Source organism: Acinetobacter sichuanensis (assembly GCF_003024515.2).
Taxonomy (GTDB): Bacteria; Pseudomonadota; Gammaproteobacteria; order Pseudomonadales; family Moraxellaceae; genus Acinetobacter; species Acinetobacter sichuanensis.
Window position 1 is genome coordinate 13,446 of the sequence record NZ_PYIX02000007.1, and the last position, 15,850, is coordinate 29,295.

Annotated in this window: 14 protein-coding genes; 9 read left to right on the forward strand and 5 right to left on the reverse strand. The window is 35.3% G+C overall.

Annotation, left to right across the window (positions count from 1 at the left end; genetic code table 11):
• Window positions 1-89: 89 nt before the first annotated feature.
• Together C9E89_RS06440 and yccS are read right to left on the reverse strand one after the other, a co-directional pair.
• On the reverse strand, window positions 90-650 hold the full coding sequence (locus C9E89_RS06440) for a YcxB family protein (RefSeq protein ID WP_107007436.1): 561 nt from the start codon (window positions 648-650) through the stop codon (window positions 90-92).
• Window positions 651-753: 103 nt separating this feature from the next.
• On the reverse strand, window positions 754-2,928 hold the full coding sequence (gene yccS / locus C9E89_RS06445; protein WP_107007521.1) for a YccS family putative transporter: 2,175 nt from the start codon (window positions 2,926-2,928) through the stop codon (window positions 754-756).
• Between the two features lie 142 nt (window positions 2,929-3,070).
• Here yccS and C9E89_RS06450 point away from each other — a divergent pair, with 142 nt between their 5' ends.
• Window positions 3,071-4,291: a multidrug effflux MFS transporter gene (locus tag C9E89_RS06450; RefSeq protein ID WP_107007522.1), complete on the forward strand. Its 1,221-nt coding sequence runs from the start codon at window positions 3,071-3,073 to the stop codon at window positions 4,289-4,291.
• A 65-nt stretch (window positions 4,292-4,356) separates the two neighbouring features.
• Here C9E89_RS06450 and C9E89_RS06455 read toward each other — a convergent pair whose 3' ends face one another.
• Complete coding sequence (locus tag C9E89_RS06455; RefSeq protein WP_107007437.1) at window positions 4,357-5,061, reverse strand: nitroreductase; 705 nt, start codon at window positions 5,059-5,061, stop codon at window positions 4,357-4,359.
• Between the two features lie 424 nt (window positions 5,062-5,485).
• On the opposite strand from C9E89_RS06455, the gene C9E89_RS06460 reads away from it, so the two are divergent.
• From C9E89_RS06460 to C9E89_RS06490, 7 genes are all read left to right on the forward strand, one after another.
• A complete protein-coding gene (locus tag C9E89_RS06460) occupies window positions 5,486-6,736 on the forward strand; it encodes a DcaP family trimeric outer membrane transporter (RefSeq protein WP_107007438.1) in 1,251 nt (416 codons plus the stop codon).
• A 592-nt stretch (window positions 6,737-7,328) separates the two neighbouring features.
• On the forward strand, window positions 7,329-8,570 hold the full coding sequence (gene gltS, locus C9E89_RS06465) for a sodium/glutamate symporter (RefSeq protein ID WP_107007439.1): 1,242 nt from the start codon (window positions 7,329-7,331) through the stop codon (window positions 8,568-8,570).
• A gap of 247 nt (window positions 8,571-8,817) precedes the next feature.
• Window positions 8,818-9,789: a patatin-like phospholipase family protein gene (locus C9E89_RS06470; RefSeq protein ID WP_171405085.1), complete on the forward strand. Its 972-nt coding sequence runs from the start codon at window positions 8,818-8,820 to the stop codon at window positions 9,787-9,789.
• A gap of 113 nt (window positions 9,790-9,902) precedes the next feature.
• Complete coding sequence (locus C9E89_RS06475; RefSeq protein WP_107007441.1) at window positions 9,903-10,085, forward strand: hypothetical protein; 183 nt, start codon at window positions 9,903-9,905, stop codon at window positions 10,083-10,085.
• Between the two features lie 155 nt (window positions 10,086-10,240).
• Window positions 10,241-10,762: an acyl-CoA thioesterase gene (locus tag C9E89_RS06480; protein ID WP_107007442.1), complete on the forward strand. Its 522-nt coding sequence runs from the start codon at window positions 10,241-10,243 to the stop codon at window positions 10,760-10,762.
• A 246-nt stretch (window positions 10,763-11,008) separates the two neighbouring features.
• Window positions 11,009-11,590, forward strand: coding sequence for a TetR/AcrR family transcriptional regulator (locus C9E89_RS06485; RefSeq protein ID WP_107007443.1), 582 nt, complete (start codon window positions 11,009-11,011; stop codon window positions 11,588-11,590).
• The gene (locus tag C9E89_RS06490; RefSeq protein ID WP_107007444.1) at window positions 11,583-12,791 is read left to right on the forward strand and encodes an MFS transporter; all 1,209 of its coding nucleotides are present in this window, start codon (window positions 11,583-11,585) and stop codon (window positions 12,789-12,791) included. The genes C9E89_RS06485 and C9E89_RS06490 overlap by 8 nt, the downstream gene beginning before the upstream one ends.
• Before the next feature lie 38 nt (window positions 12,792-12,829).
• On the opposite strand, the gene C9E89_RS06495 is transcribed toward C9E89_RS06490, so the two are convergent.
• Complete coding sequence (locus C9E89_RS06495) at window positions 12,830-13,633, reverse strand: amidohydrolase family protein (RefSeq protein WP_107007445.1); 804 nt, start codon at window positions 13,631-13,633, stop codon at window positions 12,830-12,832.
• Window positions 13,634-13,640: 7 nt separating this feature from the next.
• Window positions 13,641-14,930, reverse strand: a complete 1,290-nt coding sequence (locus C9E89_RS06500) for an SLC13 family permease (protein WP_107007446.1) — start codon at window positions 14,928-14,930, stop codon at window positions 13,641-13,643.
• A 131-nt stretch (window positions 14,931-15,061) separates the two neighbouring features.
• Between C9E89_RS06500 and C9E89_RS06505 the strand changes: the two genes are divergently transcribed.
• A complete protein-coding gene (locus tag C9E89_RS06505; RefSeq protein WP_107007523.1) occupies window positions 15,062-15,793 on the forward strand; it encodes a GntR family transcriptional regulator in 732 nt (243 codons plus the stop codon).
• The last annotated feature ends 57 nt before the right edge of the window (window positions 15,794-15,850 follow it).

Consider the following 15,850-nt stretch of genomic DNA (forward strand, 5'->3'; position numbering starts at 1 on the left):
TGGATTTAATGATAATATTTATTCTCATTATCATTCAGATTATGAGTATAAAAAAGCCTCCTAAAAAGGAGGCATATACTGAAAATAACTTAAAGATTTTTTGCTGCACCTACAGTTTCATTTAAATGTTTACGTACAGTTTCAAATGAAAAATTCTTACTATCCATGCGCTTAGGTAAGATATAAGCACCTTGTTGACCTTTAACTTTAAAGTTAACTAACATAAAGTCAGGTGTGTTGTACCATTCGTAAATATCTTTCCAGCCAATTGTACCGACACCTTCTTGTAGCCCCATTTTTTGGCGCATAACAATACCGCTTGGTTGTACTCCGAGTTTAATCCCTTTAATTTCTTGAACAGGGAACTCATTCATTTTACGTTTAACATACCATTCTAAGCCAAATTTGCGGACTAAAAGATAAGTCGCAACACAGGCTAAAAGTACCCAGAAAATAACTGTAGAATAGTTTTTAATGAAAATAAGACCAAGTATAGATAAAGCTGCAATAGCACCCATAATTGCCCATGCCTTTGTGCCAATTTTATTGGTACTACGCCAAATCATCAGTTGAGCATGACGTTGTTCAGCTTCTGTGACTTCATAAGTAACAGGTTGTAAGGTATAAGCGTAAAGATTCTTGGCAGTCATAGTGTCAATAGTAAGAAAGAGATAGAGCTAAACAGAGTTTAGCATTAATTGGGTTCAATTCGTGAGTATATTCTACCAAAATAGCAGCAATTCTGCTGCATTATTAGAGTGACGCTAATTCTGTAGATTGATCATCACGTTCATGACTTAAACTTTGCTTTAAGGTGCTTAATTGTTTCAAAATACTAAACATGAGCGAAAGCTGTTGTAAAATAATCAATGATTGTGATGTATCTTCATCAGACTGATTTAAACGTAAACGAATGGTTTGCAACATATTATGTGCGGTTAAATCAGGCATTTCGTCATGTAATAATGCCCCTTGAATATTATCTAAGGCTTGGTCTAATAAGCTGAGAATTTCTTGATCATGGATCTGTTCGCGGTGAGCACCTAAGGCTGCAATATAACTAATAAAAGTATGATTTAGACACAAAAATTCAAAAGCCAAGGTTTTTTGGCTCGGATCAAAATCAGGTTCGGTGGCTAAAGTTGAAATGAGTGAAGCGACTTCAGCATCGGTATTGTGTGCAGCACGACGTACAACACGATAATTTAATGCATTATTACGTCCATGGTGATACTGACTGACAACCTCTGCTAGATATTGACATTGTGCTTCTAGAGAACGATTAATGGTGCGTGGTAAACGACGGAACTTCCAATCTGGAAAAATAAAGCTGACACCAAACCATGCCAAAGCACAACCTAATACTGTATCAATTAAACGAGGCAGAGCAGCCTGAAAGCCTAAGCCATCTAAGTTAAAATTGATCAGTGCTAAAATTGTAATAAATGCAGTTGCTTGCGCATATTGTTTACTACGTAAGTCAAAAAATAGTACGCCACTAATAATTAACAGGAGTAATTGACCTTCGACAGAAGGAACAAAAGATAAAATCGCATAACCAACAATAATGCCTCCTAATGTACCAATAATACGTAAGCGTAAACGACGTTTGGTGGCATTAAAATTCGGTTGGCTGACAAAAAGTGCAGTGAGTAAAATCCAGTAACCATATTCAATTTGTGTGACTTGGACAAAAACATAACCAATAAATAGAACAATAGAAACACGAATCGCATGGCGGAATAATACTGATTCTGGTGTCAGATGTTGTTTAACGCGACTGACGATATCATCCCAACCTTTTAGATCATCATCTTTGAGTTGGTTTTCAATATGTTTACTTTGATCACGACTAATATATCGCTCAGTTTCAACATTCTGTAGCTGAGCATCAATCGACTTTAAGTTTTGATATAACGAAAATAAAGCATTTACCCAAACTTGATCATAGTTTGGGTCTTGGCGCAGTTTATCTAAAGACTGTCTTAAGTTCTTAAATGCATGTTGAAACCGTGAATTATGTTGGTAAGTACTACGATTTAAAATGCTGTCGCTTAAATCCTTACAGGCTTTGCCTTGAAGCGATAAAATACGTTGAAAACGAAATAAAATATCACTATGTTCAAACATCTTGGTGAGTTTTTGATAGTCAATATGAGCAGAGTCAGCACGTTCATGAATATCTTGTGCAACAAAATAATATTGTAAACTACGACGAGTATCTCTTTGACCACGGTCGCCTTTTAAACGTGTTAATAGGGCTGTTTTGGTGTCGTTAAAAATACCAATCAATTTACCATTTTCCATAGATAAACTGATCATACTTTGTTGATAGCTGTCAGCAGTCATATCGACATCAAAAAGATTAGATTTAGAAAATAGAAAATCACCTAAAGATTTATAACATTGAGCTAATTTGTCTTGTACAGGACGAATAGGGAAGAGTAAAAAGCTAATGGTAGAAATCAGTCCATACCATGCTGCGCCTGCCACCAATAACGCAGGTTGTGTATACCAAGGCTCAAACAGATTCACACCTAACATGGAATAAACTGAGATCACCAAGCAACCATAGGAAATCGTTGCATAACGACGCCCTAATGAACCTAATAAAATCCAACCAATACACGAGACGATTAAGCCAAGCGCAAAAATCATTGGATAAGGAAATAATAATTGAATAGAGGCAGCAGTGATGAAAAAACCTACATAAGTGTAGAGTAAATTCATGATACGCACAGAAAAGCGATCATCAATATCACTGAGTCCTGCAGCAACCACGCCCAATGTAAGCGGAATGGTCATATGTTGCTGACCTAGAAAATAAGGAAGAAAAGCAGTTCCCGAAAAGGCAATAATCATGCGTAAGTTATACATGATTGCGGTATTATATGTTGCTTTTCTAAGCCGACTCAGCCAAGTATTCAAGCGATTTCCTTGTCCATCATTTTTTGATAAAGTCTGAAAAATAAAAAACTTCGTGTGAAATTTCAATTAATCCAGCAATAGAAATAATACAATGCAAGCGTTACACTTGTCTGCATTTCTTGCCATTAAATTATTTATATCTATGTCTCAAAAAAACGCAGGGCAGCAATATTCTACGGGTTGGATAATTTTACTCGCATTATTTACATCACTTGGACCTTTATCTATTGATATGTATTTACCTGCTTTGCCACAAATGGCGCAGGACTTTAATGCGACTACGCAACAAGTAGCAAATTCTTTACCTGCGTATTTCTTTGGACTGGCATTAGGGCAACTCATTTATGGACCAATTAGTGACCGAATTGGGCGCAAAAAACCTTTATATTTTGGCATGGCACTTTTTACCTGTGCCAGTTTATTATGCGTTTTAGTTGATGATCATTGGTCACTCATAGCTGTACGTGTTTTGCAAGCACTGGGCGGTTGTGTAGGTGTGGTCATGGCACGAGCTGCTATTCGAGATCGTCTGGATGTACAAGGTTCAGCACAAGCATTTGCAAGTATGATGATGGTGATGGGGGTTGCTCCTGTCCTAGCACCAACTTTAGGTGCATGGATTTTATACTTTTTTGATTGGCATTACGTTTTTATATGTTTAATGCTCGTGGGTATGCTGTGTTTTATTTGTGTGCATTTTTTCTTTAAAGAAACTTTGCCTGTTGAACGTCGCTTAAATTTAACATTTACCCAAGTGTTTTTATTGTATGGGGCAATTTTTAAAGATCGAAGTTTTCATTTACCAATGTTAGCAGGTTGTTTAACAGGTGCAGCGTTATTTGCTTATATTGGTTCGGCTGCTGCGGTATTAATGGATCAATATCATTTAAATGAACAACTTTTTGCTTATGCCTTTGGTCTAAATGCTCTAGGTATCATATTTGTTTCATTTTTAAATAAAAAATTAGCTGCTAAGTTTTCAGTTGTACAGCGTTTAAAATTAGGTGGAATAAGCCAAATTACAGGTTCTATTATTATTGTGATCGCAGGGTTATTGGTAGATGTGCCACTCTGGGTTGTGATGATTGGTTTGTTTATGACAGTGTCTGGGATTGGTTTTACAGGACCTAATTCGATGGCTTTAGCAATGTCTCAACAAGGCGCACGAGCAGGTACAGCCAGTGCAATTATGGGAAGTATGCAGTTTACCTGTGGTCTGATTGGCGGAATACTTTTAAACTTTTTATATGGTAATCATGTCTTAAATATGGGCATTTTGATGTTGGGTTTTACATTGGCAGGTGGTATTGCTATTTATTTTGTAAGCCGAGAATTAAAACTACAGTCACAAGTTTCAAAGTGACTGTACTATGGCATCAATAAAAGAGCAATGTTCAACTGCAACAAAGCTCTTGGCTCAAAATAAACTTAATTTACAAACACACAAAAATTTTCTGCGGGTTCACGCGGTGTAATAAAATTATTTACAATAGCATCTGGGTCTGCATAGCCTAAAGCAATGGTACAAACCAGTTCTTCATGTTCAGGAGCATCTAAAACATTTAAAACAATGCTGTGAAAATGGTTCCATGCTGCTTGTGGGCAAGTATCTAGTCCTCGTGCTTTGGCAGCAACCATGACATTTTGCATGAACATGGCGATATCCATTTTTGCGCCAATGCCCATTGCATTGGAAACAGTAAAAAATAATCCTACAGGTGCATCAAAAAGTTGAAAATTACGTAAAAGCTGTGCCGCCATTTTTTCTTTATCCCCTTTTTGGATGTTGAGTAGACTATAAAGTCCCCAACCATTTTCACGACGACGCTCAATAAAAGGGGAAACCCATTTTTCAGGATAATAAGCAAAAGTTTCTTGGTATTTGCTGTCTTGTTCAGGATGAAGAAACTGTTCAATTTGTGCTTGGCAGACGCGTTGAATTAAATGTTCTCGTTTTTCACCTGTGACAATATAAACCTTCCAAGGTTGAGTGTTACTTCCTGATGGTGAACGTGCAGCAACATTTAAAATATCTAAAATAGTCTCTTGTTCGACTGGTCGATTTAAAAAAGCGCGTACAGAATGACGTTGTGTAATGGCTTCATCAACATATTTAATTTGTTCAGGGTTCATAAAATATCCATATTGTTTTGCTAAATAGACTTTTCAAAATATAGACATTAGTCGTATATGCTTGGAAAATAAAAATAATTCAAAATGATAAATGTAAGAATATATAACAAAAATTGAAAAGTTAATCTAAAAAAAGAATTGAAAAGAATATCTTATTCGGTAAAACTGATTTTAATAAAGTTGTTGAGTTAAGATAGATTACAGATGTGTAATTCTTTTACATATAATGTTACTTTTATGTTTTAACTAAGTTTCAACGCTTTCATAATTTAACAAATAAAGCAAAGGTGCATATGTTGGTTGAGCAAGTTGAGAAATGATTGCTGCCAACAAACAAAAATATTGATTGCTTCAACATTATATAGGGGTGATTCAATCAATTTTTGCACGGATGCACAACATGATTAAAGACTAGGAGTATTTCATGGGTCTATTCCTCAACCGTAAAACATTTGTTTTGAAAAGCTTAGCCCTAACAGTAACTGCATTAATGGTTACTACAGCAAACGCAGCAACATCTGATCAAGAGGAAATTAAACAACTTCGTGAAGAAGTAGAAGCTTTAAAAGCTTTAGTACAACAACAGCAACAAGTACAACAACAGCAACAAGTTAAATTACAAGAAGTCGCATCTCAACCTGCTGCACCACAGTCACCATTAGCATCGTTAAAATCAAAAGCGGGCGCAGACGTTAACCTTTACGGTTTTGTCCGTGCAGATGCTTCTTATCAAGCAAAAGGTGGAGACGGTATTTTTAACCGTATCAATGAGGTTGATCTTAATAAAGCAGGCGATGAAAAAAATGATGATCGCCTTTACAGCACAGCCGCAACATCACGTATTGGTTTAGACTTTAAAGCACCCGTTCAAGGTGCAGATGTTGGCGGTAAAATCGAAATTGATTTTCGTGGTTCAGGTGACACCGTTCGTATTCGTCACGCTTACTTAAACTATAACAATTGGTTATTTGGTCAAACGACATCATCGTTCTTATCAACTGAAACTCAGCCAGAAATGTTAGATTTCAACTCACCGCTAGGGATTGGAACCAAACGTACTCCAATGGTTCGTTATAGCGATAAACTAGACGCAAATACTCAATACTTTGTTGGTTTAGAAAAAGGTCGTGACGAAAACCGTTTACCTGCGGCAACTGCAAAAATTAGCCATAAATTGGGTGATACTGCTTTGTTAACAGGTCGTGCTTTGATTCAAGAAGTACGTGCACGTGCTGCTGATGACGCAACCGAGTTTGGTTGGGGTGTTGGTTTAGGTGCTAAACTGAATCTTGCTGAACAATTAACAGTATTTGGTGATTATTCGCATGTAAAAGGTGATAATTTCTTCTTACTCTATACAGAAAACCCATATCAAGTTGAAACAAATAAAACGGATATTGAGTTAACTGATATTGATGCTGTGACGGTAGGCGCAACTTATAAAATCACACCTAAACTTCGTAGTACCATTGGTTATGGTGCAGCATTCTATGATGATAGTACTTTAGGTGCTGATGCGAATGAAAAGTTACAGCAAGGTTGGTTAAACGTGATGTATAGCCCAGTAAAACCAATCACTTTTGGTACTGAATATGTCTATGGTGAACGTGAAACTGTAGGCGGTGCAAAAGGTCGTGACAGTCGTTTAGGCGTAATGGCTAAATACGATTTCTAAGCTTTTAGCATAAATCAATAAATAGTAAAAAACTGAGGCGCTTGTAGCCTCAGTTTTTGTTTACATATCACTAAAAAATATACACTTTATTTTTGTATTAAAAATAATCAGAATGGCTTTTAAGTATAACTTTAGTCTAATAATAAGGTTGAATCGCTCATAAAATTGTAAAAAAAGCAGATATTTTTTTGAAATTCTGCATAATGTTGCATCTTTTTAGAATTGCTTATTAAACACGTTATTTAAAGCGATTTTTATACAGTATTAATTAATAATTAGTGCTGTAGATTCAGTTTATTCATGAGGTTATCCCTTTGGATAGGCTGTAATTCTAAGGTTTGATGAAATTATCAATTTATCAATGATAGAAGGAATACATATGATCTATAAACCATACTTCAGATTTCCATACTGTATTTTTATCTATTTAGAAATACAGCCACAATTCATGATCCAAGCGTAATTCAGAATAAGTTTTATTCTGTATTTCTTTTCGTTGTATAGTTTTTCATTACTTTTGAAATGCGTTCTCTTTTTAGAGTACATAAGACTATAGAACAAAAAGTATCACCTAGATTAAATGGAAATAATGATGGAATTTACTTTTAATGCTTTCTATACGCTGATAGCGGCAGTCATTGTACTGCTACTTGGGCGTTTCTTAGTGAACAAGATTGATTTTTTACGCAAATATAATATTCCAGAACCTGTAGCAGGGGGCTTGGTTGCAGCCGTAATTTCATTAATTGTGCATAATCTATTTGGTTATAGCATTACGACAAGTAGCGAGTTACAAACCAGTTTTATGTTGGTGTTCTTTGCTTCAATTGGTTTAAGTGCTAATTTTGCAAAACTCAAAGAAGGCGGAATAGGACTCGTTATTTTCCTTGTCTGTGTCGCATCATTTATTATTGTGCAAGACCTTGTCGGGATGAGTTTAGCCTCTGTGCTGGGTTTAGACCCTCTTATTGGCTTGATCGCAGGTTCAATTACATTAACAGGTGGTCATGGTACAGCAGGGGCATGGGGTGAGATTTTAGAAACACAGCATGGTATTCAAGGCGCATTAGCATTGGGTATGGCAAGTGCGACATTTGGTTTAATCATCGGTGGGATTATTGGTGGACCATTAGCTAAACTATTGATTAATAAATATCAATTATCTAGCCCTAAAACAAACCAAGAAATTAATAATACAGATCAGCAAGTTAAAAGCGAATCTGAATTAGGTGAATATGTTCCTTTTGAGTATCCACAACAAGTTCGCTTAATCACAGCAGATAATGCGATTACGACGTTAGGTTTGTTTGCTGCATGTTTGGCTTTTGCTGAATTTATGACTGGCTTTAGTAAAGGTCATTGGTTTGAGTTGCCAACATTTGTTTGGGCGCTTGGTGGTGGTGTTATTTTACGTAATGTTTTAGAAAGTGTATTACGCATTAATATGTTTGATCGTGCGATTGATGTATTTGGTAATGCTGCACTTTCATTATATTTGGCTATGGCATTATTATCACTAAAATTATGGCAATTAGCAGATTTAGCTGGTCCATTGGTGGTGATTTTAACAGCACAAACCTTGACGATGGCACTTTATGCTGCGTTTGTGACATTCCGTGTTATGGGTAAAAACTATGATGCTGCGGTGCTTGCTGCGGGTCATTGTGGTTTTGGTATGGGGGCAACACCAACGGCTGTTGCAAACATGCAGGCAATTACCAATATGTATGGTCCTTCACATAAAGCATTTTTGATTGTACCTTTATGTGGTGCTTTCTTTGTCGATTTAATTAATGCAACAGTGATTCAACTTATTCTTAAGTTTTTTGCTTAAAAATTAATGAGATGTAAAAAAGCTGATGATCAAACATCAGCTTTTTTATTTTAAAATTAAAAATTTTAATTCAGCATTATAAAACATTGGTTTTATTGTATTTTTAATTTTATTTGTTTTGTTAATATTCTATTAAATTTAAAACAAGATTCTTTTCAGATTATACTAATAAAATGTGACAGAAAAAATAACAGATTTTTTTGTGAGTCTGTGCTCTGATATATACAAAAGTGAGATGTCTATTTCTATGCAAAAAATAACTTTATGGCTTTTGTGTGGCTTTATGTTGATGGCTTGTCAAACGACACCATCAGAACATCCTGTAGCTAAAATTTCGTCTCCATCAGTGGCAAGCTCACAGTTACAACATAGTTTTTATAAGTTTAAAAATATTCATCATAAACCTGTTGTTGCACTTGTTTTAGGCAGCGGTGGAGCACGAGGCTATGCTCATATTGGTGTCATTGAAGTCTTAGAAAAACAAGGTATTAAACCTGATTTTATTGTGGGAACAAGTGCAGGCAGTATTGTAGGTTCACTCTATGCAAGTGGTAAATCTGCACAAGAATTACGTGATATTGCATTAAATTTAAAAGTTAAAGATGTACGTGAGTTTAAAATTGGCTTAAAAGGTTTTTTTGATGGTCAAAAGGTTGAAGATTTTATTAATACACAAGTCCAAAATCAGCCTTTAGAGCAGATGAAAATACCCATGTATGTTGTAGCAACAGAATTAAAAAATGGTCATAAAGTTGTTTTTAATTATGGAAATACGGGACAAGCAGTACGTGCTTCAGTATCAATACCAAGTATGTTTATTCCGACTGTAATTGGTGGCGAAGAATATGTGGATGGTGGCTTAGTCAGCCCAGTGCCTGTAGACGTTGCCAAAGAATTAGGTGCGGATATTGTGATTGCAGTCAATATCTTAGCTCAGCCTGTATATACTGAAACAAGTAATGTGTGGGGGTTATTTAACCAAAACATTAATATTATGCAAAATCATTTAGCAGCAGATGAGCTGAAAAATGCAGATATTGTTATTCAGCCTGATTTGCGTGAAAAAGCTCATATTTTTGATGTAAAAACTCGTGAATATACAATGAAAGTTGGGCAAGATGCTGCAAATGAGCGTTTAAATGATATCAAAGCAGTATTGAAAATTAAAAATAAAGCGCTGCAAAGCGAAGAGTTTGATGAATATAGTGTCCAAAATTAATATTGAACTCATTTATTTAAATTTAATCATCGGATAAATATAGTTATAATCTTGAGTGTTATACTTAAAAGTTATAAGCATTGTTTATGATGCCAGAGATTAGGTTATAGAAAATGAAAGCAATGTTCGTTGGGCAACAGGTAAAATTAGCAACACATCTAGATATGATTTTTGTCGTGACTAAAATCAACGCAGATCATTCTTATGCCATAAAAGCACAGTCAAATATGGCAGCTCAATTAAGTTATGATCATGTGGTTGCTGAAATGTTATGTGTCGTAGATGCAAAGAAATGACTTAAAAATCATTTCACTATAGATTTTATAAATGATTCACTTAAAAAGTATCATATGGGATAATGGTCAATTGCCGAATTAAACATTTTTTTTGATCGAAAAGATATATAATAATAGATCTATATCTCCTGCCTTAACACTGAGTCAAGAAAACAATGTCACCACTCGATCAAATGATCCCTGCAACAGAAGACCAATCTGAATTAACGATGTCAATTTTGATGACGCCTGACATGGCAAATTTTTCTGGTAATGTACATGGAGGTACCATTTTAAAGTTACTTGACCAAGTCGCTTATGCTTGTGCAAGTCGCTATTCTGGTAGTTATGTGGTTACGCTTTCAGTGGATAAAGTGAACTTCAAAGAGCCGATCCATGTGGGTGAATTAGTTACATTTCTAGCAAGTGTAAACCATGTGGGACGTACTTCGATGGAAATTGGAATACGTGTAGAAGCGCAAAATATTCAAAAACGTTCAGTTCGTCATACAAATAGTTGCTATTTTACGATGGTTGCTGTTGATGAAAACGGTAAACCAAAACAAATTCCATCATTAAATTTGGATAATGATTGGAAACGTTGTCGTTTTGAAGCTGCTGAACATCGTAAAGTTGCGCGTTTGCAAGAAAATCATCATCCATCTTGCAGCATTTATAAAAAATCATCACATAACTAAAAGGTTTTTGTGAATAAAAGCTTCCTTTAAGGAAGCTTTTTTGTTTTATGTGATCATAAAAAAAGTGGTTGATTGAAGTTTTAGAAAAATTTAAGTACATCAGGAAGTGAATCATTTTCAGGATTGATTGTCAGTTTTCTAATCATTCATCGTTTTTAAGACTGACCTTAATTAAAATAAGTATTTATTGAAAAGAGTAATAATTTTTACAATGAAACGAAACGTATCGTATCGTTTGGTGTAAGGATGAAGGAAACAGAAAAAGTCTCGCGTCGTCAACAATGTATTTTTAATGCAGTGACTGAGATCTTAGAAATACAGGACTATCGCAGCTTAACAATCGAAGATATTGCTCGTCGTGCTGGTGTAGGAAAGTCAACAATTTATCGTTGGTGGGCAGATAAGTCTGATTTAGTTTTCGATGCTTTTAAAGCACATACTGCATCGATTTTTGAAATGGATTTTTCTTTAAGTTTAGCAATGAATTTAGAGCAACAATTGTTAAAGCTGAGTCATGCTTTAGATCATGCCTTGGGACGAGCATTATTGGTCGTATTGGCGGAGCATCGTGAAGCGGCAGGTGAGTTTTTTAAACAATATCTAAGACCTCGTCGTGAAGAAACGCATAAGCTCATTCAAGTGGCAATTCGACGTCAAGAATTACAGGAAAATTATCCTTTTGAGTTAATGCTTGATACTTTATATGCACCTATTCATTATCAAATTATTTTCTTCAATCAAAGACCAAATATTGAGTATATTCAGCATTTAGTGAAGTTGGTTTTAGCTCCTGCTCAGTGGTTACAGGAGTCAAAAATTAATGAATAAACTGAAAAATGATTTGATCATAGGGGGAGATTTGCCCTTATGGAATCGTAATTTTATTTTATGTATTTTAAATAATTTATTTTTATTTATTTATTATTTTGCTTTTTTAACAATATTGCCTGTGTACATTATGCAGTCTTTAGGAGGCTCAATCCAAGAGGCGGGTTTAGGTTTAACTTTATTTTTACTTTCTTCAATTGCTGTAAGACCTTTTTCAGGTTTAATTATTCAAAAAATCGGGCAAAAGCGAGTTTTTCGAATGTCTGCTTTTTTCTTTATGCTATTTGCTTTTACTTATTTATGGGTTGATAGTTTATGGATTTTATTAGGACTGCGCTTTTTACATGGGATTTGGTTTAGCATTTTAACGACTGTTGCTGTGCCTATTGCCAATGAGTTTATTTCTGAGCGACGCAAGGGTGAGGGCATGGGATATTATGTCATGTCGATTAATTTAGCGGTTGTTTTGGGTCCTTTTATTGCCTTAACAGTCTTACAATACTCCGATTTTAATTTTTTATTTCAGTTGCTTACATTCATTATTTGTATCGGGTTTATATTTTGTTTGCTTATTCCTATACCAAATCAGCCTGAGTTAATACAAGTCGAAAAAACTAAAAAATTTGTGTTGTCTATTCATGATTTAATTGAGTTTAAAGTCATTCCTATCGCTTTTGTCGCACTGCTTACAGCCTTTGCTTATTCGAGTGTGATGAGTTTTATTGCAGCGTATGCTGAATCAAAACATTTATTCTCTTATGTAAGTTTATTTTTTGTCATTTTTGCAGCATCAATGATGGTGGTCAGACCTTGGGTTGGTAAACTTTTTGATCAAAGAGGCGCAAATTTTGTCGTTTATCCTTCATTGGTCTGCTTTACGATCGGTCTAGTAATCATGAGTTTTATGTCTAATCAATGGATTTTATGGCTTGCTGCGGTATTTATTGGTATAGGCTATGGTTCATTATTTCCATGTTTTCAAACGATTGCGATTCAGTCCGTGCCTAAGGCTCGAATGGGACATGCGATTGCGACACTATTTACTTTATTTGATTTGGGAATGGCTTTAGGGTCAGTCTGTATAGGGATTTTAATTGCAAAACTCGGTTATTCAGCGACATATTTAATTTGCGCAATTTTGACTGTTTTGACCTTATTTTTCTATAAGATCAAAGCAGCCCAACCACTCAATTCAATATGAAGCTTGTGCATTCATGCTTAAATTGAATCGTGTTTAGTTTAAAATGCATATAAATTTTGTGCATTTTGACCTAAAATTTGTTGACGTTCTTGTTCATCAGGAACAATTTTATGAAAAGCTTCAACCACTGATGCATAAGATACTTTTGACTCATGTTGTGTATTGGGCCAATCACTTCCCCAGACTAATTTATGTAGAAGCCCTTTTGCTCTCAATAAAGCAAAAGCTTGGCTTGCAACATCAATATTTTCAGGAGATTGACCAAGTCGATAAAAAGCAGATACTTTAATCCAATGTTGATTGACATCTAACATATTTAAAAAATCTTGATAAGCAGGATCTTGCATGCCTTTTATTGGGTCAATACGCCCAAAATGATCAATCACAACATTGAGTTGGTAAGAGCGTAAAATCGGTAAAATTTGAACTAAATATGCAGGTGGAGCATGTAATTCAACTTGCCAATTCATAAATGACAAATGATTAAATAATGTATTCCAAGCTTTGTCTGAAAAATTCGGTAAGTTTTTGCCAAACAGATTTAAACGAATACCAACAATACCTTGTTGATTGAGTAAAATTAATTCGTTGATATGAATCACATGATCAACAACAGCAATACCTTTTAAACGATCAGGATATTGTGCAATGGCTTGGAGCATTACACGATTATCTGTGCCAAAAAAACTGGGTTGTACCAAAACACCATGAGTGAGTTGGTGTTGATCCAAATGCGCAATATATTCGCTTACAGAAGCATCATAATCTGGTGTATAGCGTGCAGTTGCGATACAAGAATCATTTTTTGAAAATACATGGGCATGTGCATCAACAGCAAACATTTTTATCTCACATTACAAATTTAAGAATAAGTACAGCAATTAAGGCAGCGACTAAACCAACGGGAACAGCTCTAAATAGCAACTGATTAAAGAGTTGATTTTTATCGACATCAGCAGGAGCTGATCCTAAAATTAAGCTTCCGCCAGACGAAAACGGGGAGATGGCGGAAGCTTGGGCACCAACAACGATGCAAAGGAAAAGGACAAGTGGGTTTAAGCCAGAAGCAAGCGCAATAGCAGGTACAATTGGGAAAAGCGTCGGTGCAACCACACCTAAAGTGCTTGAAAAAACAGACATAACAGCACTGATTAAACAAATCAGAATAGGGATAAGCCAAACAGGAACGTTATTTGCTAACCAGTCAGAGAGTTGAGTGATGACACCAAGTTTGACACCGAGTGCGATTAACATCCCCACACCACAGATCATGATGAGCGTATTCCATGGAACAAGTGCCATCACTTTTTTCTCGTCAGCCAATTTCATAAATAAGCTGATCAAGGCAAAAATAATCGCAATAAAGCCGATATCAATTTTTGAATTTAAGAAGGCGATCGTCTGTTGATCTGGCATCAATAAATTTAAAATTGGGAAGATCAATACGAGTGCCATCATGCCAAGGATGAGCGCAATAGATTTCTTTTGCTTGTCATCAAAAGCTTCAGGTTGAGTGTCTTCAATATGAATTGAATTACTATTACGGTTCCACAAGGTATATAAACCCAGTACCACAATCGGAATGATCAATGTCACCACAAAAATACCTGTGGCATAGCTAAAACCAGTTGCAGCGTCAACGCCGACACTTTCCATCAAACTACGGAAAATAATGCCGCTTTGCGAGGTCATAAAGTTCGCACCTGCAAGCGCACCGTAGTTCACTGCCATACCACCAATGATCATGCTCATATTGGTTTTTCGGCAAAGTAACAACGTGATCGGTGCCATAAATGCCAAAACGGTATAAAAACCAGCACCTAAAGCTGCGATAATGGTTGAGGCAAAAAAGATGGCTAAAGGTAATAATTGCGGAAATTTACGGCATTTATAGAGAAGATGACTAGCAAGCTTTTCAAGTGCCCCATTAGCAAGAGCAAAGTTATAAAACAAAGTCACAGAAAAAATAATAAAGAAAATTTTTACAGGCCACAGCTCAATAATTTCGGATGGTTTTAAGCCCATACCAAAACAACCGATTAAATAGGTAAAAATAATCGTAAAAAATCCGATATTGATTTTCGTGACATAGCCCAAGCCAATCGATATGGCTAAAGCAGCAAGAATAAGCATAGTCATTTGTCATCTCTCCTTGACAGTCTATGACTCATAAATACATTTAAAGATATAAACATATATATGTTTGAATGTTTATATTAAAAGCTGATGTGCTATGATTGTCAAATCTAAATTTTGTAATAGTTATGCAAATGCTTGATGAAAATGCATTTAAAAATTTTAAGCTGCCTCGTTATGAACAGGTTCGCTGGCAAATTCAAAAGCTTTTAGTTCAGTCAAAATGGACAATTGAAGAACCGATTCCATCTGAACAAGAGTTAGCAAGTATGTACAGTGTCTCTGTGGGGACTGTGCGCAAAGCGGTTGAATGCTTGGTAGAAGATGGTTTGTTGATTAAATTACAAGGCAGAGGAACTTTTCTAAGACAGCCAAACTTTGCTACGTCATTGATGCGTTTTTTCCGCATGCGTAATCAATTTGGCAAGGATGTACAACCGATTGGTGAAATTAAAAAATTACAGGTTGTTGGTGCGATTCCAGAAATTAATCAAAAACTTAATCTGAATGAACAAGCATCTTTGATTTATATTGAACGTGTACGTTTGAATGAAAATACAGTGGTCTTGAGCGAGAAGATTTGGTTGCCAGAAACCTTATTTACAGTATTAACTACGCTAGAATTAAAAGATTTCGCAAATTTACTTTATCCATTTTATTATGAAAAATGCGGACAATTTGTTTCATCGGCAACGGAGCAATTATCTTTTAAGAAAAATCTACAAGATCCGTATTTAAATAATCAACAATCTGATGCTTTGGTACAAGTGTGTCGTATCGCTAAAAACATTGAAGGTTATCCGATTGAATATCGTGAATCTTTGGGTTTTGCAGAAAACTTTAATTATGAAATCACCATTCATTAATCAGCATTCTCATTGAGATCATTAAATTTATATAAATCAAAAAAGAAAAAGACCAGA

Coding starts and splice junctions, on each gene's coding strand:
- gltS (WP_107007439.1), top strand. CDS start 7,329: ATGGAATTTACTTTTAATGCTTTCTATACGCTGATAGCGGCAGTCATT.
- C9E89_RS06460 (WP_107007438.1), top strand. CDS start 5,486: ATGGGTCTATTCCTCAACCGTAAAACATTTGTTTTGAAAAGCTTAGCC.
- C9E89_RS06490 (WP_107007444.1), top strand. CDS start 11,583: ATGAATAAACTGAAAAATGATTTGATCATAGGGGGAGATTTGCCCTTA.
- C9E89_RS06500 (WP_107007446.1), bottom strand. CDS start 14,930: ATGACTATGCTTATTCTTGCTGCTTTAGCCATATCGATTGGCTTGGGC.
- C9E89_RS06455 (WP_107007437.1), bottom strand. CDS start 5,061: ATGAACCCTGAACAAATTAAATATGTTGATGAAGCCATTACACAACGT.
- C9E89_RS06475 (WP_107007441.1), top strand. CDS start 9,903: ATGAAAGCAATGTTCGTTGGGCAACAGGTAAAATTAGCAACACATCTA.
- C9E89_RS06485 (WP_107007443.1), top strand. CDS start 11,009: ATGAAGGAAACAGAAAAAGTCTCGCGTCGTCAACAATGTATTTTTAAT.
- C9E89_RS06480 (WP_107007442.1), top strand. CDS start 10,241: ATGTCACCACTCGATCAAATGATCCCTGCAACAGAAGACCAATCTGAA.
- C9E89_RS06450 (WP_107007522.1), top strand. CDS start 3,071: ATGTCTCAAAAAAACGCAGGGCAGCAATATTCTACGGGTTGGATAATT.
- C9E89_RS06505 (WP_107007523.1), top strand. CDS start 15,062: ATGCTTGATGAAAATGCATTTAAAAATTTTAAGCTGCCTCGTTATGAA.
- C9E89_RS06470 (WP_171405085.1), top strand. CDS start 8,818: ATGCAAAAAATAACTTTATGGCTTTTGTGTGGCTTTATGTTGATGGCT.
- C9E89_RS06440 (WP_107007436.1), bottom strand. CDS start 650: ATGACTGCCAAGAATCTTTACGCTTATACCTTACAACCTGTTACTTAT.
- C9E89_RS06495 (WP_107007445.1), bottom strand. CDS start 13,633: ATGTTTGCTGTTGATGCACATGCCCATGTATTTTCAAAAAATGATTCT.